Annotated in this window: 13 protein-coding genes, 1 tRNA gene and 2 pseudogenes; 8 read left to right on the top strand and 8 right to left on the bottom strand. The window is 58.0% G+C overall.

Features of this window, described 5'->3' with window-relative positions:
- The first annotated feature begins 24 nt into the window (after nt 1–24).
- Nucleotides 25–1332, top strand: a complete 1308-nt coding sequence (gene glyA / locus AA105894_RS11395) for a serine hydroxymethyltransferase (RefSeq protein WP_373316771.1) — start codon at nt 25–27, stop codon at nt 1330–1332.
- A gap of 39 nt (nt 1333–1371) precedes the next feature.
- Here the strand turns inward: glyA and AA105894_RS11390 are convergent, their stop codons facing one another.
- The 3 genes from AA105894_RS11390 to AA105894_RS11380 form a co-directional block, all read right to left on the bottom strand.
- A complete protein-coding gene (locus AA105894_RS11390) occupies nt 1372–2364 on the bottom strand; it encodes a M14 family metallopeptidase (RefSeq protein ID WP_267311826.1) in 993 nt (330 codons plus the stop codon).
- A gap of 32 nt (nt 2365–2396) precedes the next feature.
- Entirely contained in the window at nt 2397–3548 is a 1152-nt protein-coding gene (gene argE, locus AA105894_RS11385) for an acetylornithine deacetylase (RefSeq protein ID WP_267311825.1), read from the bottom strand.
- A gap of 72 nt (nt 3549–3620) precedes the next feature.
- Nucleotides 3621–4745 (bottom strand): DEAD/DEAH box helicase, encoded by a 1125-nt coding sequence (locus tag AA105894_RS11380; protein WP_267311824.1) that lies wholly within the window; start codon nt 4743–4745, stop codon nt 3621–3623.
- A 45-nt stretch (nt 4746–4790) separates the two neighbouring features.
- Between AA105894_RS11380 and AA105894_RS11375 the strand changes: the two genes are divergently transcribed.
- The 5 genes and pseudogenes from AA105894_RS11375 to AA105894_RS11355 all read left to right on the top strand — a co-directional run bounded on the left by AA105894_RS11375 (nt 4791) and on the right by AA105894_RS11355 (nt 9767).
- On the top strand, nt 4791–5720 hold the full coding sequence (locus AA105894_RS11375) for a mitochondrial fission ELM1 family protein (protein WP_267311823.1): 930 nt from the start codon (nt 4791–4793) through the stop codon (nt 5718–5720).
- Between the two features lie 48 nt (nt 5721–5768).
- A complete protein-coding gene (locus AA105894_RS11370; RefSeq protein WP_267311822.1) occupies nt 5769–7655 on the top strand; it encodes a hypothetical protein in 1887 nt (628 codons plus the stop codon).
- 67 nt (nt 7656–7722) lie between these two features.
- Nucleotides 7723–7797: transfer RNA gene (locus AA105894_RS11365), tRNA-Val, on the top strand.
- A 335-nt stretch (nt 7798–8132) separates the two neighbouring features.
- A pseudogene (locus tag AA105894_RS11360) lies at nt 8133–8837 on the top strand (IS6 family transposase).
- A 213-nt stretch (nt 8838–9050) separates the two neighbouring features.
- A complete protein-coding gene (locus tag AA105894_RS11355) occupies nt 9051–9767 on the top strand; it encodes an imm11 family protein (RefSeq protein WP_267311821.1) in 717 nt (238 codons plus the stop codon).
- Between the two features lie 147 nt (nt 9768–9914).
- On the opposite strand, the pseudogene AA105894_RS11350 reads toward AA105894_RS11355, so the two are convergent.
- Nucleotides 9915–10515: pseudogene (locus AA105894_RS11350) on the bottom strand (IS6 family transposase).
- Nucleotides 10516–11184: 669 nt separating this feature from the next.
- Here AA105894_RS11350 and AA105894_RS11345 point away from each other — a divergent pair.
- Together AA105894_RS11345 and AA105894_RS11340 are read left to right on the top strand one after the other, a co-directional pair.
- The gene (locus AA105894_RS11345; RefSeq protein ID WP_267311820.1) at nt 11185–11514 is read left to right on the top strand and encodes a hypothetical protein; all 330 of its coding nucleotides are present in this window, start codon (nt 11185–11187) and stop codon (nt 11512–11514) included.
- 557 nt (nt 11515–12071) lie between these two features.
- Nucleotides 12072–12950, top strand: coding sequence for an SDR family oxidoreductase (locus AA105894_RS11340; protein ID WP_267311819.1), 879 nt, complete (start codon nt 12072–12074; stop codon nt 12948–12950).
- Nucleotides 12951–13007: 57 nt separating this feature from the next.
- Here the strand turns inward: AA105894_RS11340 and AA105894_RS11335 are convergent, their stop codons facing one another.
- From AA105894_RS11335 to AA105894_RS11320, 4 genes are all read right to left on the bottom strand, one after another.
- Nucleotides 13008–13196: a hypothetical protein gene (locus AA105894_RS11335; protein ID WP_267311818.1), complete on the bottom strand. Its 189-nt coding sequence runs from the start codon at nt 13194–13196 to the stop codon at nt 13008–13010.
- Complete coding sequence (locus AA105894_RS11330) at nt 13193–13528, bottom strand: hypothetical protein (RefSeq protein WP_267311817.1); 336 nt, start codon at nt 13526–13528, stop codon at nt 13193–13195. The genes AA105894_RS11335 and AA105894_RS11330 overlap by 4 nt, the downstream gene beginning before the upstream one ends.
- 56 nt (nt 13529–13584) lie before the next feature.
- On the bottom strand, nt 13585–13815 hold the full coding sequence (locus tag AA105894_RS11325; protein WP_267311816.1) for a hypothetical protein: 231 nt from the start codon (nt 13813–13815) through the stop codon (nt 13585–13587).
- Nucleotides 13812–14363: hypothetical protein (locus AA105894_RS11320; protein ID WP_306414312.1), on the bottom strand; the 552-nt coding region annotated here is incomplete at its 5' end. The genes AA105894_RS11325 and AA105894_RS11320, both read right to left, overlap by 4 nt.

The raw sequence follows: 14363 nt of genomic DNA, 5'->3' as shown, positions 1-14363 counted from the left end.
GCGCCCCCTCTGGGAGAGAAAAGAATGTCAACTCGCGAGAACATGTCCGCTCAGCACGATTTCTTTCATCGCAGCCTGAATGAGGCCGATCCAGAGGTCGCGGCGATCATCAATGCCGAGCTGGTGCGTCAGCAGGACGGGATCGAACTGATCGCGTCCGAAAACATCACGTCCTTTGCCGTGCTGGAAGCCCAGGGCTCGGTTCTGACGAACAAATATGCCGAGGGTCTGCCGGGCAAGCGCTATTATGGCGGCTGCGTCGATGTCGACCGGGTCGAAAATCTTGCCATCGAACGCATCAAGGCCCTGTTCGGGGTCGAGTTCGCCAATGTCCAGCCTCATTCGGGCGCCAATGCCAACCAGGCGGCTTTCATGGCGCTCGGCAAGCCGGGTGACACCGTGCTTGGCATGAGCCTCGCTGCCGGTGGTCACCTGACCCATGGCGCAGCACCGAATTATTCCGGCAAGTGGTTCAATGCCGTGCAGTACGGCGTACGCGCCGAAGACGGTACGCTGGATTATGAAGAAATGGAGCGTCTGGCACGCGAGCACAAGCCGACGATCATCGTGGCTGGTGGTTCGGCCTATCCGCGTCATATCGATTTCGCCCGCTTCCGTCGTATCGCAGATGAAGTCGGCGCCTATCTGATGGTCGACATGGCTCATTTCGCGGGTCTGGTCGCGGCCGGTCTGTTCCCGAGCCCCGTACCCCACGCTCATATTGTCACCAGCACCACCCACAAGACCCTTCGCGGCCCGCGTGGTGGCATCGTGCTTACCAATGACGCCGATATTGCCAAGAAGGTGAACTCGGCCGTGTTCCCTGGCCTGCAGGGTGGCCCGCTCATGCATGTCATCGCTGGCAAGGCTGTGGCCTTCGGCGAAGCGCAGGGTGAGAAGTTCAAGGCCTATCAGACGGCGGTTGCTGATAATGCCCGCGTTCTGGCGGAAGAGCTGGTTGCGCGTGGCTTTGACATCGTGACCGGCGGCACCGACTGCCATCTGGTGCTTGTTGATCTGCGCCCCAAGAAGGTGACAGGCAAGATCGCCGAAGCCGCTCTCGAGCGCGCTGGCATCACGGCCAACAAGAACGCCATTCCGTTCGACCCGGAAAAGCCCTTCGTCACCTCGGGCATCCGTCTGGGCAGCCCGGCTGCGACCTCGCGTGGCTTTGGCAAGGAAGAGTTCCGCAACATTGCCCGCATGATCGATGAGGTTCTGAGCGCTTTCGGCACCGATGCGCAGGATGCCGTCGAGCAGCGTGTGCATGAAGAGGTCAAGACGCTCTGCCGTCGCTTCCCGATCTACGACGTCGCTTATCCCGGCGCCTGAGAGAGACCCTCGCCAGTCGCCCCGTGACCGGGGCGGCTGTCAGAGACGTCGTGCGAGACGCACGGCAAGCTGGCCGCGCCTGACACAGAGATTGGGCATGATCAGCACGCAATGGTCGTAGGGCGTACAGATTTCGTCCTCGCCATCGGTGGCGATAACCGTTCCTGCCGACTGGATCACATGGCCGCCCTGATAGGGCTCCGTGAAAGCGAAGCTCGCGCTTCTTGCGACGACGTTATCGGTCACTGTGGCCTGATGCGCAGCGCCATTGTCGGTATGTCGCGCGCCGAAATGCAGAAAAGCAGCATTATCGACAAACTGCCTGATCACACGGGTACTGATTTCCACCGTTTCGGGGCGCCAGTGCTGCCCGGCTTCGAGCAGAACGCTGGCAGGTGCGCCTGAAGCCGCCATAAATCGCTCATGCTCGATCAGACGGGCGCCACCCACATGACCGAGATCGGTGAGGGTGAGAAACTGTGTGTCCGATCTCGATGAGAGCATCCCGGCCAGCGCAATGGAGCGCTCGGTCTGTGGCGAGATGAAGAGCGGCGCTGACTCCCAGAGCATGGAGTGCAGATCGAGTAGCAGATCGCTGCGCTGAATGATCGGCAGTAATTCTATTGCCCGTTCAATTTCGACAGAACCGGGGGGAAGGTCGAGACGGTCATGCGACCATACCCGGTTGAGATCTTCAGCAATGAAACGTGACGCTGTAGGGTGTTCGGGATCGAAACGCCGGAACGCCGCCATATTGGCAAAAACAAAGCGCAGCACGCCACAAATCGGGCGGATATCCTCGCGCAACAGGCGGTCTGAAGCTGCCGCCCCGGCAAACTCGTTGCCGTGAATGAGAGAGACTACGGTTATCTCGGGGCCAGGCAGACCGCTATCGCGTTCAATGACGCCGGCAATGCCGTTGTTGCCTTTTTCCCAGGGGGTAAGGTCGGGCGTTTCGATCAGGATGGGAAAGTCTGGCAGACGGCGGGGCAGGGCGAGCGTGGGAAGCAGGCGCTGGCGACGCTTGCGCACCGGATGATGGTCCCGCGGTGAAGCCCCACAACTCATGGAGCCAGGCAGACCTGTCGCACGAGGCGCTCAATCATGATCTCGCACCGCGTCAGCTGGTCGCGCTCTATCCATTCATCGGGCTTATGGGCTTGGGCAATATCGCCGGGTCCGCAGACAATGGTCGGCAATCCTGCCTGCTGATAGATGCCCGCTTCCGTGCCATACGAGACATAACCCGCGCTATTGCGGCCCGTAATCTGCTGAAGAAGTGAAACGAGAGGCGCGCTTTCAGGGAGTGCCAGAGGGGGAAGATCGACGAGGGCGGTATATTCCAGACCGCATTCAGGCCAGGCGTCACGCAGGGCCTGGTCGATAGGAGCGAGGCGATGGCGGATGCGCGCAAAAATCGCCTCATTGCTGTCGCCCGGAACAGCGCGCCATTCCATTTCGAAGCTCGCCTGTTCGGGTACGATGTTCAGGATGCTGCCGCCCTGCGCGAGCCCTACCTGCATGGTTGTATGATCGGGCTCGAAGCCGCCGACATGCGGGCCGTCGCGCTCGAATTCATCGGCCATGGCTGCGATTTCAGCAATGGCGCGCCCCATGGCATGCAGGGCATTCGCGCCCAGCGCCGGTTGTGAGGAGTGTGCCGGCCGGCCCTTGATGTTGACGCGTATGGTAAAGCGGCCCTTATGAGCGATGATCGGCGAGAGCAGTGTGGGCTCACCGATCACACAGAAATCCGGCATCAGATCCCGCGATTTCACATCTTCGATGAGATAGCGTGCGCCGTTGCAGGTGATTTCTTCATCGAAGGTGAAAAACAGATGCACGGGTTTGCTGAGTGTCTGCGCCTTGATGGCCGGAACGGCCGCCAGCATGGCCGCGACGAAACCCTTCATGTCGGCAGCACCACGTGCGTAAAGCTTGCCGTCCTTTTCGGTCAGGGTGAACGGATCACGCGACCAGTCCTGTCCCTCTACCGGCACGCAATCGACATGGCCGGAAAGAGCGAGTCCGCCCTTCTCCTGGGGTCCCAGAATGGCGTGCAGGTTCCATTTGCCGTCTTCCGGCCCGCGATGCCGCGAATAGGGCACTTCATGCGCATCGAGCCAGGATTCGATCCACTCGATCAGCGGCACATTGGGGTTCCGGCTTGTCGTGTCGAACGCGACAAGCTTTTCCAGAATCGCGACGCTGTCCATCAGTCGGGCCTTGGGAGGGGTCATAACGAAGAGTTTAGACCCCTGTCATGACAAACCTCAAGGCCAGCCCTCTCAGGAAACGATGCTGATGCGATAGCCGATCTCTTTTTCGATGGCGCGCAGCAATACGCGTTCATCCCGTGTGCAGAAGGCGAGTGCGGCGCCTCTCTTGCCTGCGCGGGCGGTTCGACCGATGCGATGAACATAGGTCTCGGCTTTTTCTGGCAGGTCGTAATTCACGACCAGAGCCACGTCATCGATATCAAGCCCACGCGCGGCAACGTCTGTGGTCAGCAGAATTTGAGCCCGCCCGGCGCGAAGCGCGTCGACCGCTTTCTGTCTTGCCCCCTGGGCAAGGTCACCATGCAGCACGGCGATGGACAGTCCCGCCTTGCGCAGAAGCTTGCCGATCTGGTCGACCGAGGCCTTGGTGCGCAGAAAGACGATCTGGCGTCCTTCTGTCTCGGCGCAGAGCCGGGTGAGCGTAGCCGGCTTCTCTTCCGTCTCGACGAACATTGCCCGTTGTTTGATGCGTCGCGGCGTTACGGTCTGGGTGGCGAATTCGAGCGTGACCGGCTTGTAGAGCAGGCGATTGGCCAGAGCCCGCCCGGCAGCCGGGAGTGTTGCCGAGCACAGCATGGCCTGACGCCTGTCTGGAAGATGCGGGATGATCTCATCCATGGCGGTCAGGAAGTCTTCATCCAGCATCTGATCGACCTCATCGATCACAAGCATCGTCGTCGCATCAAGCCGGCAGGCGCCGCTCATGAGAAGGTCGATCAGCCGCCCCGGGGTCGCCACGGCAATATCGACGCCCTCTGCCAGAGCCTCGACCTGGGCATCTTTCGGCAGGCCTCCGCAGAGCAGGCGGGTGCGGAAGGCCAGTCTTCTGCCGATCTGGCGGCAGACTCCGGCAATCTGGGTGACGAGTTCACGTGTGGGGGCCAGAATCAGCACACGGGGGGCACCCGGCTGACGCGTGTCCTTGGTGGCGAGCAGATGCTGGAACGCTGGCGCCGCATAGGCGGCGGTCTTGCCTGAGCCGGTCTGTGCGATCAGCAGCACATCCTTGCCGCTCAGCACTTCCGGCCAGACGCGGGTCTGCACCTCGTTTGGTTTGTCGATACCAACCTGTTTCAGTCCGGCGATGATCAGAGGGTCGAAAAGCGGTGTGTCGGTCGAGAAAGCTTCGGTCATGACTGCTTCTTGCCAAAGTTCTGCGGGTGAAGGAATTGTTCAGTTATGAGTGTAGCCATCATTGCTGAAGATTTTGCCGGAATGCGCGCCCAAGCGAGCGGTCTTGTCGAACGGGCAGGACTGGAATGGCATTTCCATCCGGTCCGTATCGAGGGAGTCTGGAGGCGTATTCCCACCCGGTTCTGTCCTGCGCCATTGCGCGCAACCGTGCCAATCGACCTGCCCCCAGAGACGCAGCTGCTTGTCAGCGTCGGCGGAACGGGGGGCGCCGTTGCCGCTGCGGTCAAAAAGCGAACGGGATTGCCTCTGGTGCAGATCCAGAACCCGCGCATGGCGGCCCGTCACTTCGATCTGATCATCGCCAATGTGCATGATGAGATCGCCGGACCGAATATCGTGTCGGTGCGCACAGCGCTTCATGGTGTGACAAAGGCGAAGCTCGACCTTGCACGGGTGAAATGGCAGCCGCGTCTGGCTGTGCCTGACAAGGCCCTGCTAAGTGTGCTGATTGGCGGCGCCAATGGCCGTTTCGGTTTTGGCGTGACTGAGGCACGAGATCTCGCCGATCATCTGATCAGGATCATGAACAGCGCTCCTGTTGCCGTTGCCCTGACACCGTCGCGCCGCACCGACCCAGAGGCGCTGAATGTGCTGAAGGAAAGGCTCGCCGCGCACCCCGCCTGGATCTGGGACGGGGAGGGAGAGAACCCCTATCACGGGCTGCTGGCCTGTGCAGACACCATTGCGGTGACAACCGACAGCGTCTCGATGATGTCTGAAGCCGCTGCAACCGATGCGCCTGTCATGATTATCGATCTGCCAGGTCGGTCGCGCCGTATTTCAGCGTTTGTGCGCACTCTGGCAGAAGCCGACCGCGTTCGTCCCTTTACTGGTGAATGGGCCCCCTGGTCAGTAACGCCGCTTGACGATACCGGCAGAGGGGCAGATGAAATGATTCGGCGTCTCGCTCTCTAAAGCAGGAGTGGCGGGGTCCGTAATAAAGAAAACGGGTACAGGACGACCATGCTCGATATCATCACCTTCGACGCTCAGGGCGGCGGAAACATCCTCTACAAGGCGCTTGCCCATCCGGTGGCGAGTGAGGCCCTCAGGAGGTTGGAAACGACACTGGCAGAAGGGGGCGCTTTCGCGGTTTACGACCCGGCTAACTGGCTGCGCACACTGGTCGCACTTTATCCGGGCCTTAAGCCGAACGCCGGCGTCTATACGCATGACAGCGAGCAGGTTGGCCAGCCGGATGGGCTGGGTGGCACTAAGCATGCCCTGACAGACCTCTCTGCGGGCGATGCGACAACTGTGTTGGCGCTGTCATTCGAGCATGAAAAAATGTTGTCACGCCTTGCCCGCGTGACACATTCCAACCAGCAGGTGCTTTCGCTCGAGCCCGCGAAACTGCCCGACTGGATGCTGAGCAATCCGCGCAATTATCTCGACAAGCTGAATTTCGCGACGAATTTCGCTTTCTTTCGCGAAGACTCACGACTCAGCACGCGTCTGGTGACGGCCAATTACTGGTGCAACTACGACGCAGTCGATGTGCGTTACTGGATGCGCCTCTATGACGAGAATGGTGTCATCCTGGCCGAGTGGCAGGAAGAAGTGCCCGACGCGCCTGCCGGTATCGTGGTGGATAGCGCTGTCATACGCGAGCGCTTCAATCTGCCCGCATTCTGTGGTCAGCTTTTCATTCATGTTCTCGGCGCGCGCGGGCATGATGTCGTGAAATACGCACTCGATACCTATGGCAAGAATGGTGAGCCGAGCCTTTCGGTCACGCATGATGCCAATGCCTGGCCCTCGCCGCGCTTTGCCACACTTCCTGCGCCCCGTGACGGTGAGAAGCTGGTGCTCTGGATTCAGAACAGCCATGCAACACCGATCCCTGCCGGGGCGATCACCATCAATCAGATGGGCGAGGAAAAGCATTTCGAGGTGCCTGTGGCGGTTGGGCCGTTCTCGACCTATGCGCTCGATGTGGGCGCGCTGATGACAGGTATCGTCTGGCCAGCCCAGCTCGAACTGCGTTCGGGCAACCACCTTGTCCGGCCGCGCTATGAAATCACCCAGGGCGCCCTGACACGTATCGCGCATCTCAATGTCGAGCGTCGCGATCTGTCGCCCGAGCCGTCACTGCGCAAGCTCCCAAAATCGATGGGGCGCGGCTTTGTGCTGCCATTTCCCATTCTCGACCCACGGCATTTCACGAGCGTCGTGCAGCCGAATCCGATGTCGGAAAAAATCACCAGCCTGCCGCTGCGACTGGATATCTTCGACGAGTCAGGAACGCTGGTCGGACAGAAATTCCTCGGCAACCTCCCACGTAACCACGAGACAGCAATTGCCCTGCATGAACTGACTGATCGTGCTGGTCATGCGGACCTTGTCTATGATTTTCGCGATGGTGGCGAGGGCGATGGCTGGATGCATGCCCTCATGCGCTATGAGAACCGTGAGAACGGCCATTCAGCCGAGACGAGTTTCGGCGGTCATATCTTCAATACGCTTATGACCTGGCGCTCCGAGCCGCAATCCTATTCCGGCCCGCCGCCAGGTCTAACGACACGCCTGTTCCTGAAGCTGGGTCAAGAGGGACATGAGAGCTTCTCCTGCCTTATCCATCCCGCATCGGTAGAGGGGACGGAGGCTTCGGAAACCATCCTCCATCTTTATTCCAACGTCGGTGTGGAGCTTGAGCGCCGCAAGATCAGTATCAATGCGTCAGGGTCGTTCATGGTCTGGCCGCATGAGATTTTCGGTGCCGAAAAACTCGCCGAGGCTGGGATTGGCGGCTACGTGCTGATTCGTGACATGTCGTGCCGCCTGTTTGGCTATCATGGCCAGAGAAACGGGGCAGGTGGCTTCTCGCTCGATCATATGTTTGGCTTCTGATCAGGTTTTTTCGTTTTGCATCTTGTCGCGTCTCCTGCCCTTTGCTAGAGACGCGTCACCGCAGGATGGGTGCGTAGCTCAGCGGTAGAGCACTGCCTTCACACGGCAGGGGTCACAGGTTCAATCCCTGTCGCACCCACCATCCTCACCCGCAGAAAATAGCCGTTTTTTGGAGATCACCGGGTCTTACACCCGCCTTTTCTCGATCTAAACCGATTTACTCTGGTCTAGAGTCGTATGGCCTGATCCGTGCAAAATCCGTGCAGCTTGTTCATGGCTTGTTCTCGCTCATGACGACTCGCGCATGGATTTGCTTTTAATTAACTCTCTAGCCGCGTTCATGTTATGTTCTTGTCCATGACAGGCCTGACCCCAGCCACAGAAGAAGACGTGACCTTTGCGATCCGCATGTCGATATCGCTCGACTATCGGGGAAGGGGAGCCGTCACGTTAACTGTGGCGTGTTGGACATGGGTGATGAAAGCGTCATCTATGAGCTACAAACGACACCGATTTCCGAGCGAGCTGATCGCTCATGCGGTGTGACTCTATTTCCGCTTCCCTCTGAGCTTTCGTCTTATGGAAGAGATGCTTATCGAGCGGGGCATTGTCGTCTCGTATGAGACGATCCGTCGATGAGGCTTGAAGTTCGGGGCAGCCTATGCCCGCTCCCTGCGATGCAGGAAGGCTCGGCCTAGTGATCTCCGGCATCTGGACGAAGTGCGGATCGTGATCTGTGGTAAGCCCCACTGGCTGTGGCGCACAGTCGATCAGGACGGCTATGCTCTCGACGAAATCCTGCAGCCCCGTCGGAACACCAAAGCAGCCAGACGTCTGTTGACCCGACTTTCGGAACGGCAGGGGGTGCGCCCCAGTCGCATGATCACTGACAAGCTCAAACTCTATGGAGTAGCAAGGCGCAAACTTGCTCTATCGATCCGGCATCTCTCGCATAAGGGTCTGAACAACAGGGCAGAGAACAGCCATTTGCCCCTGCGAAAACGCGAGCGCATTATGTAGAAATTCCGCTCACCAGGCGGATGTCAGCGCTTCGTCTCCGTCTTTTCAGCCATTCGAAATCTCTTCGTCCCGTCCGCGTCCATCACCACCGCTCTTTCTCGTCACATCCATCGTGTCCGGGCTCTCGCCCAATCGAATAACGCGACCGCTCTCAGCGCCTGAATACTCATCCCCCGGGCGTCACCTACCTCACATCAGTTAACGTGACATCACCGGCGGCGATGCAGGATTCAAGGCAGGCAGCGATCATGTTATGAACTCCCTCCGTACGTTCTGCGACAATCTCACCTATGACAGCGGTGACGTAAAAGCGGATATTGCCCAGACTATGATGCGGACCGCAGAGAAGGGCTTCATAGCTAAGGACAACCAGTAATGAGCCTGACCGTTTACGAAATCGCAAATGAGGGCCCTGTCGGTTATTTAGAAATCGCTACCAGGGGCGAATATAACCGTGTTGTGGAGATATTGAAAAAGCGTTCAGCCGGCCCTTGGACCGCACCTGAAACAAAAATCTCCTTCCCTTTCGTTCCCGCAGATATCGTTGGTTTCGGGCCCAACGCGGTTGCCTTCACGTCGCATGCAACAGAGCTACTGCGAGATCTGATCGATCGATGTGCCGAGATGCTGCCCATCCACTCCGCTTACGGAGACTATGTCTGGTTCAATTGCACGGAATTTCTTGATTGCGTGGATAAGGAGCGGCTCGAAGGGACAAGCGCAAGTTATGGCGAAAACATCTCGCTCGTGTGGTCGGGCATTAAAAAATGGGCTTTTCATGAGGACAAAATTACCGGTGCGCCTCCCGTATTCAGAACAACCCTCTTTGGACATTCGCTCAAATGCTTCTGTTCAGACGTTTTCAAGTCGCGGGTCGAAGCGGCCGGTCTTGTCGGCATGAGTTTCAACCCTGTCTGGAACAGCGAGACAGGCGGAATCCCGCAGGAATTCCCGGCACTGCTGGGGCCTGAAGGCCTTGAAAACGGGATTATATTCGAAGAGCGCCAGAAAGAGCTCGCGTCTCGTTTCGGTATCTTCTACCCGGCGAACTGGGGATCAAACAACGAGGATGAAGGGCCCATCCTGCTCTGACAGTATCCGTATGCAGTTAGTCGTCTACGCGAGTAATTTCATCGCGGTTTCCCGCTGCATTTTCGCTTGCAAAATGGGAAGAGAGCCCCGGAACCGGTGATGTCACGCTAAGGGACATGAAGTAGGCGGTGCCCGGGGAATGAGTATTTAGGCGCTGAGAGCGGTCGCGTTATTCGATTGGGCGAGAGCCCGGACACGATGGATGTGACGAGAAAGAGCGGAGGTGATGGACGCGGACGGGACGAAGGGATTTCGGATGGCTAAGAAGACGGGCACGAAGCGCTGACATCTGCCCAGTGAACAGAACTTCTGCATGATGCGTTCGCGTTTTCGCAAAGGATGATGACTGTTCTCCGCCCGACTATTCAGCCCCTTATGCAAGAGATACCGGATCAAGCGACCAAGTTTGCGTCTCGCTGCTCCATAGGATTTCGTCGAGAACATAGCCGTCCTGATCGACTACGCGCCACAGCCAGTGGGGCTTACCACGGATCACGATCCGCACTGCGTCCAGATGCCGGAGATCACTAGGCCGAGCCTTCCTGCATCGCAGGGAGCGGGCATAGGCTGCCCCGAACTTCAGGCTCCATCGACGGGTCGTCTCATACGAGACGACAATGCCCCGCTCGAGAAGCATCTCTTCCATAAGACGAAAGCTCAGGGGAAAGCGGAAATAGAGCCACACCGCATGAGCGATCAGTTCACACGGAAAACGGTGCCGTTTGTAGCTCACAGATGACGTTCTCATCGCCCGTGTCTAACACTCCACAGTAAACGTGACAGTACCGTGCCGACGGAGCCACAACTGTCTGACGTGGACTACTCTATATTCCGAGAGAGACGGCATAGGCAGATGTAGATTCGCAAAAATCCTAGAGATTATCACAAGCGGTTTTTTGAGCGCATGCGGCTCGAACATGTCGTGCGATGGAGTGCTTACGGCAAATAAGGACGAAAGAATTTGCGGGGATATATGTAAAGTCGTTCAGGCTGCGTGGAAGGCCACCGAGCGGCGGCCGAAGGACGAGAGTAACCGGCTGAATTTGCCTGCAAACTTTGTGTTGCTTCTAAAATATTATAGAATCGTAATAATTAACTTTCAGGTTGTTTTAAAAGGGGGTATGCGCCCGGATATGATGAAATCTGTCCTTCTCTTTTGTGTGACCGCCCTAGTATGGGCCACCTCGTGCATGTTGCAGTTCCTCGACCTGGAGGGAACATGTTGGTTGCAGGACAGAGTGCTCTTTATCGCTGATCTGTTGCTGGTCGCTTGCATCCTCGTGCTTTTAAAAAAACTGATCCTTCCGAGGAAAAGCAGGCCAAGTGCATGATATGCTTCGATAAGTAGATTTCCGCTCGTGAAACGTTTGTTTAACGTTTTACACTCCCCTTAACAGCAACGACTGGTTGAGGTGAAATGCGAAGAAATTATGTTGTTGTGCCGCTGATGCTCTCTGCCCTTTCTTTGGCTGGCGTAGCCTCTCGTCAGGATGGCAGGGCAAACCGCCCGACACAGCTGGAACTGAAACTCGTGCAATGCCACGGCATAGGCACAGAGAGCTATTGCCAGGAATTTGGTGGTGGCAGGATGTTCGATGTTGCGGACATACCGGAAATCCTACGAGATAGTCTCATCACGCAATGCAGTATCCGTAACTACTGCGATGTAACACTGATCGTGCCTCACAAGGAGGCTCGAGAAACAGTCATCCATACCATAATTGATGCTTCATGGGACGAAACGTAACGCTGCGCTTCCTGCAGATTTAGGCCAGCTTTCAGGCATGGGACTGGTAGCCGGAACGTGACGGTGGCGGCAACACGGATAACTCTGAAAAACGCGGCCGGACGTTTGTCGTGGCGCGCTGCGACGTGATTGCTTGGATTGCCGGGACATAGTCTGGATCGGAATACGCTCATCATCAACAGGTGACCTGCCATGGTTCCTGAGGACAGGTGGACTTCAGATGGGTCGTCTCCTCTTACGTCAGCCAATATGGATCACTTGATTTCAGCTTTCTTCCGAAGTCTGGACCGAATTTTCATATCTGGATCAATGAGTCATGAGATTGCTGCTTTCCTGGTATAGTTGCTTAATTTGGTAAAGCACCTCGACTGTGCACGGGCTCTTATCTCGATGGAGGGAACCGGACCATTCGGCCGTATGCCGCGATACGGTCCAGGCAGCGAGCCTCTCGATGCCTGGCGACGCCCAAGCGAATGCAGAAGATCAGTATTTTTGTCTGCGAACCGTTTCATCGCTGGCCCGTTGGTTTGCCGCACCCAGCAGAATTGGTACTCAGCATGTCTCTTATCGATCCCAGAAGCCGCCATCCCAAGCCGCCGTTTGAAACGCAGCCCCAGGATTTTCCCGGCCTCTCAGCCGACATGGTACCCCAGCCCGATTACGGCGTGGACTCTTATGAGGGGAAAGGGCGTCTAAGCGGGCTCGTTGCTCTGATCACCGGTGGTGATTCCGGTATCGGCCGTGCTGTTGCGATTGCCTACGCAAAGGAAGGCGCCCATGTCGCTATTTCCTATCTCGACGAGGAAAGCCCAGACGCCGAAGATCTCGCAGTGACTATCGAAAGACTGGGCGGAAAATGCCTGTTTCTGCCGGGAGACATCAGAAGCGCCGAAACCTGCGCGACGCTGGTAACGAGCACTTTGGCCGTCTATGGTCGGCTCGACATTCTCGTAAACAACGCAGCCTTCCAGTGTCCGCGCGAGAGTCTGCTCGATATCTCCGAAGACGAATGGCGTCGTCATTTCGATACCAATGTGCACGGCATGTTCTATCTGACGAAGGCAGCTCTGCCTCATCTTAAGCCCGGCGCATCCATCATCAATACGTCGTCGGTGAATACAAGAACGCCGATGCCGATCTTGATTCCCTATTCGATGACGAAGGCCGCAATAGCCAACTTCACCGTTGGGCTGGCAGGTAGCCTCGTTGAGAAGGGGATTAGAGTAAACGCAGTGCTTCCGGGGCCGATCTGGACACCGTTCATTGCGACCGGTATGCCCGCCGACCAACACAAGGAATTCGGTTCGCAGGCTCCCATGGGGCGTCCGGGTCAGCCTTCCGAGCTGGCAGGGGCCTATGTCTATCTGGCAGACCCTGATAACACTTATACAACCGGAGCCTTGCTTCCGGTGCATGGCGGAATGCCTCAACTCTGATTTTATACTTAGCGATCTTCCAGTTTCGTGACGCCGCCAATGACATGGAAAGAGGCGTCACGAAGCTTGAATAGCGGCATCCGTGGCCTGCGCCTGCTTGAGCGCAGCGGCGATCTGCTCGGTCGTCGGTCTATCACCCGATTTGCTGGCAGCGACTGCATCCTCGATCACCTGGAGGATGTTCGGTACTTCCTCGAAAGCGGCGACCACGCCCTGCACGATTGCGGCGATGAGTGCTGCGTTCATTTCGATGCCTCCGTGGCGATCCTGGCCTGCAGTGCGGCAACGGCTGCGGTTGCGGCGGACACTTCAAGCGCGGTGAGGGGATTGGACGACTGAAGATCGGTCCCGAGTGGGGTGATGACCTTCATCGCGTCGGCACTGGCTGTCTTGATCGATGCCTTGATGTCGGGGTCCGCGCTCGGCTGCCGGGCATAGGCGAGGGCGAGAGGCGCCGTGGCATTGTATGCCTGTATGGTGGCGTAACCGGCCTTGCGGAGATCGGTCTGGCTCACGCTGGAGCAGGCTGTCAGGCCGACAAGGCCGATCAGCGTGAAGAGGGCAAAAAGTCGTTTCACGGTTCTTCCTTTCGGATGGTGACGATAGATCCCGGCCCGACTGTCGGTGTCGTCAGTCAGGATTTTGCGTCGTCGGCGTTGGCCGCCTTGTTGCGGTTCTGGGCCAGACCATTGACGAGGTTATAGAGCGGCAGCCACTTCGAGCCGTCAGCCGGTCGGGGCCAGTAGCGCGCGACCACGGCTGCAAGGGCGATCAGGAATGTTCCAATCGTCGCAATGTCGCCGGCATAGGCAGCCGGGACGAAGGGCAGGATCTGGGCAAAGGCAGTTTGCCAGTCGAAATTCATGAGCGGATGGCCTCACGGAAGCGGGCGACGTTCGCGACCGGATCAGCCGCGCCGAGCGCCGAGTTGTAGAATTGCTTGTGGTACCGGCTCAGGCCTGCGGCATCGTCGAAGCGGGGCAGGGCAGTTGGCGCGCGGAAATACTTCACGCGGCACATGGCGCAGGCATAGGCCAGATGAACGATCATCAGATCGGCCTCGGCGGGGAGATTGCCGATCATGGCCCTGATCGCGGTCGCTGCCTTCGATTGGGGCGGATAGCGGAGCCAGTTCGACCAGCAATCATCGTGGGTGAAGGGTTCCATCTGCCAGAGCCCACGCGCCGGGCCAAAGCCCGAGTTCGTCACCTGGCGCAGAAAGGCCGCGTTGCTTTCGGCAAGGGCTGTGCCAACCACGAGATTGATGGCGGCCATGCTCGCCATGCCGGCGCCCATCTGCTGAAGCGTCGGGATGACGACGAACTGCTTGAGCTGGGCGGTGTCGATGCCGGTCAATGGACCCACCCCGCAAGATGCGTAGTCACATAGCCAAAGGCGGCGCCGGTCACGATT

Source organism: Asaia spathodeae NBRC 105894 (assembly GCF_025994195.1).
GTDB lineage: Bacteria > Pseudomonadota > Alphaproteobacteria > Acetobacterales > Acetobacteraceae > Asaia > Asaia siamensis.
Note: the sequence above shows the minus strand (reverse complement) of the source record. Positions and strands in the feature narration are given on the sequence as shown.